4 protein-coding genes are annotated in these 3,433 nt (G+C 69.3%); 2 read left to right on the forward strand and 2 right to left on the reverse strand.

The genetic code is table 11. The annotated features are described in order from the left end of the window. Positions 1 to 68 precede the first annotated feature (68 nt). Positions 69 to 644, forward strand: a complete 576-nt coding sequence (locus J5F18_RS04015; RefSeq protein WP_346301041.1) for an isochorismatase family protein — start codon at positions 69 to 71, stop codon at positions 642 to 644. Between the two features lie 240 nt (positions 645 to 884). On the opposite strand, the gene yaaA is transcribed toward J5F18_RS04015, so the two are convergent. Beyond that, positions 885 to 1,664, reverse strand: a complete 780-nt coding sequence (gene yaaA, locus J5F18_RS04020) for a peroxide stress protein YaaA (RefSeq protein ID WP_346301042.1) — start codon at positions 1,662 to 1,664, stop codon at positions 885 to 887. Positions 1,665 to 1,771: 107 nt separating this feature from the next. Then, complete coding sequence (locus tag J5F18_RS04025; protein WP_346301043.1) at positions 1,772 to 2,803, reverse strand: NADP(H)-dependent aldo-keto reductase; 1,032 nt, start codon at positions 2,801 to 2,803, stop codon at positions 1,772 to 1,774. Between the two features lie 224 nt (positions 2,804 to 3,027). Between J5F18_RS04025 and J5F18_RS04030 the strand changes: the two genes are divergently transcribed. Further along, the coding region (locus tag J5F18_RS04030; protein ID WP_346301044.1) for a sel1 repeat family protein at positions 3,028 to 3,433 on the forward strand (406 nt) is incomplete at its 3' end.

Below are 3,433 nucleotides of genomic sequence, written 5' to 3' on the forward strand. Positions count from 1 at the left end.
GGCTATGCTGGGGGGCACCAGAGAAACCGATAACCGGCACCCTATATAAGTGCGCAAGGAGACCACGCATGCGTCTGACACGAGAGGAGAGCCTGCTGCTGATCGTCGACCTGCAGGCGGGACTGCTGCCGGTGATCGAGCACGGCGACCAGGCGGTGACCGAGGCGGCCTGGCTGGGTGGCCTGGCAGAGTCGATCGAGGTGCCGGTCTGGCTGACCGAGCAGTATCCCGAGGGCCTGGGCGGCAGCGAGCCGCGCCTGCTCGAGGCGCTGCCGGGGCATCGCCGGTGGCAGAAGCTGACCTTCGACGCCTGTGCCGACCCGGAGTTCACTGCGGCGCTGGCCGCGAGCGGCCGGCGCCAGGTGGTGCTGTGCGGCACCGAGGCGCATATCTGCGTGATGCAAACGGGACTCGGCCTGCTGGCGGCAGGCTACGAGGTCTACTGGCTGACCGAGGCCTGCGCCAGCCGCCGCGCCGGCGAGGCGCGGCTGGCCCGGGAGCGCATGGTGCAGGCGGGGGCGGTGCCGGTCAGTGCCGACATGGTGGCCTACGAGTGGCTGCACCGCTGTGACGACGAGCGCTTCAAGCAGGCCCATCGCCGCTTCCTCAAGGGGCGCTCGGCGCGCCCGCTGGTGTTTCCATAGGCCTCTACGGGGGGAAGACGCATTGATCGGGTTCATCGCAGATCAGCGTGAAGCTGCCATTGTGGGAGCTCGGGTGCCCCGAGCGAATGGCGCCGAAGGTGCCCCAGTGGTGTTGCTTACGCTTGCGCCAGCCGCCTGGGAGGCCTTCGGCCTCCATTCGCGCAGAATCTGCGCTCCTACCCTCAGCGTGGGAGCCCGCTCTATCGGCGATGGCGGGATATTCTGTGCTCCTGAGGGAAATCAGGCGGCGCCTTCCGGCCGGGTAAAGACCAGGGTGTCGCCCTCGCTCATGGCCGAGTTGAAGCCGTAGCCGGCCACCTGGAAGTCCTTGAGGCCCTCCGGGTCGTCCAGGTGCTCGCGGATCATCCAGGCGGCCATCAGGCCGCGGGCCTTCTTGGCGTAGAAGCTGATGATCTTCAGCTTACCGTTCTTCTCGTCCTTGAATACCGGGGTGATCACCCGCGCCTCGAGCGCCCTGGCGTCGATCGCCTTGAAGTACTCGTTGGAGGCCAGGTTGACCAGCACCGGGCTGCCGCTCTCGGCCACCGCCTGGTCGAGGGCCTCGGTGAGCGTCCCCTTCCAGAAGGCGTAGAGGTCCTTGCCCGCCGGGTTGGCCAACCTGGTGCCCATCTCCAGCCGATAGGGCTGGATCAGGTCCAGCGGGCGCAGCAGGCCGTAGAGGCCGGAGAGTATGCGCAGGTGCCCCTGGGCGAAGGCGTTGTCGTCGTCGCCGAAGGTCTCTGCTTCGAGCCCCACGTAGACGTCGCCCTGGAAGGCCTGGGCGGCGGGCTTGGCGTTCTCCGGCGTGAAGGGCGTGCGCCACTCGGCGAAGCGGGCGGCGTTGAGGGCGGCCAGCTTGTCGCTGATCCCCATCAGCTCGCTGAGCCGCTGGGGGGAGTAGTCGCGCAGGATCTCGATCAGCTCGCGGCTGCGGTCGAGGTAGTCCGGCTGGGTGTGCATGGCGGTGGTGGCCGGGGTCTCGAAGTCCAGCGACTTGGCGGGCGAGATCACGCTCAGCATGGGGCGCTCCTGATCCGGTGGAAGTGCCCCGAGTATACCAAGGGCACCGCAGCGGTTGGGCTATCGCGGCGATAGCCCGGCGCCTCTTGCTGTAGTGCTGTTTTGCCTCAGGGCGCCGGGTTGGGCTGGCGCTGGTGCACCGCCTCGATGGCCTCAAGCACCTCGCTGTCGAGCTTCAGGAAGTCGCTCTCCAGGTTGCTCTCGAGCTGCTCCATGGTGGTGGCGCCGATGATGTTGCTGGTCAGGAAGGGGCGCGAGTTGACGAAGGCCAGCGCCATCTGGGCCGGGTCCAGGCCGGCATCCCGGGCGATTTGTACGTACTCGGCGGTGGCCGCCTCGGCCTGGGGGTTGGTGTAGCGCTGGAAGCGCTCGAACAGGGTCAGCCGCGCCCCCTCGGGACGGGCACCGTCGAGGTACTTGCCGGAGAGCACCCCGAAGGCCAGCGGCGAGTAGGCCAGCAGGCCTACCTGCTCGCGGTGGGCGATCTCCGCCAGCCCCACCTCGAAGGTGCGGTTGAGCAGGTTGTAGGGGTTCTGCACCGCGGCGACCCGGGGCAGGCCCAGGGTCTCGGCCAGGTGCAGGGCGCGCATCACCCCCCAGGGCGTGTCGTTGGAGAGGCCGATAGCGCGCACCTTGCCGGCGTCCACCAGCGCCTTGAGGGCGGCGAGGGTCTCCTCCAGCGGGGTGTCGTCCTCCTCCTCGTCGTGCTCGTAGCCCAGCTTGCCGAAGAAGTTGGTGCGGCGATCCGGCCAGTGCAGCTGGTAGAGGTCGATGTAGTCGGTCTGCAGGCGGGCCAGGCTGGCATCGACGGCCTGGTGGAGCTGCTCGCGGGTCAGCCGCGTGCCGCCGCGGATATGTTCCAGGCCCGGGCCCGTGGCCTTGGTGGCGATGATCACGTCATCGCGGCTGCCGCGCTGCTTCAGCCAGCGGCCGATGTGGGTCTCGGTGCGTCCCTGGGTCTCGCTCCGGGGCGGTACCGGGTACATCTCGGCGGTGTCGATGAAGTTGATGCCGAAGGCCACGGCGCGGTCGAGCTGCTCATGGGCCTCGGCCTCGCTGTTCTGCTCGCCGAAGGTCATGGTGCCAAGGCACAGGCGGCTGACCTCGATGCCGGTGGCGCCCAGCGGTCGCGTCTGCATCCTCTCTCCCCTTGCCAGGATCTGCGAATGGTAGATGGCATGGTAGCGGCAGCTCGCCCCGGGCGGCAAATTGCCAGGGTTGAGTCCCGGGCGGGGCGGGCGTATGCTGGCCGCCGCTTTCGCCCCCGGACCCCGGGGGCGGTCCGATTCCCGCACAGGGCAGGCGCCGCGCACCGGGTGGTGTCGAGAGGCTGCCCTGGCGTCACTGGATCCGGTTACTGGCCATGACACAGGCAGCATCACTGTTCACCCGGCTCGAATACCGCCTGGCTGAGCAGCTGTTCCATACGCGCTGGCTTCCCCGCTCGCCGCGCACCCAGCGGCTGACCATGCATCTGTTCCAGCGCTGCGCCGATGCCGGTCACCCGGCGGCGCTCTCCGTCTACGGGCATATGCTCTTCCACCGTGGCCGCACTCCCCAGGACAAGGCCCGCGGCGCCCGCTACGTGCTGGAGGCGGCCCAGGCCGGCGACGTCCGCGCCCAGTACCAGGCCGGCCAGATCCACGAGCGGGGCTGTGCGCTCTATCCGCGGCGCGACGACCATGCGGTGACCTGGTACGCCCGCGCCGGCGAGGCCGGCCATCCCCTGGCCGCCGCCCGGCTGGCCCGCGCCTACCGCGAGGGGCACC

This window comes from Halomonas sp. BM-2019 (assembly GCF_017584085.1).

What these genes read in the sequence shown, in the direction of transcription:
- J5F18_RS04015 (WP_346301041.1), top strand. Translation starts at nt 69, where the DNA reads ATGCGTCTGACACGAGAGGAGAGCCTGCTGCTGATCGTCGACCTGCAG.
- J5F18_RS04025 (WP_346301043.1), bottom strand. Translation starts at nt 2,803, where the DNA reads ATGCAGACGCGACCGCTGGGCGCCACCGGCATCGAGGTCAGCCGCCTG.
- yaaA (WP_346301042.1), bottom strand. Translation starts at nt 1,664, where the DNA reads ATGCTGAGCGTGATCTCGCCCGCCAAGTCGCTGGACTTCGAGACCCCG.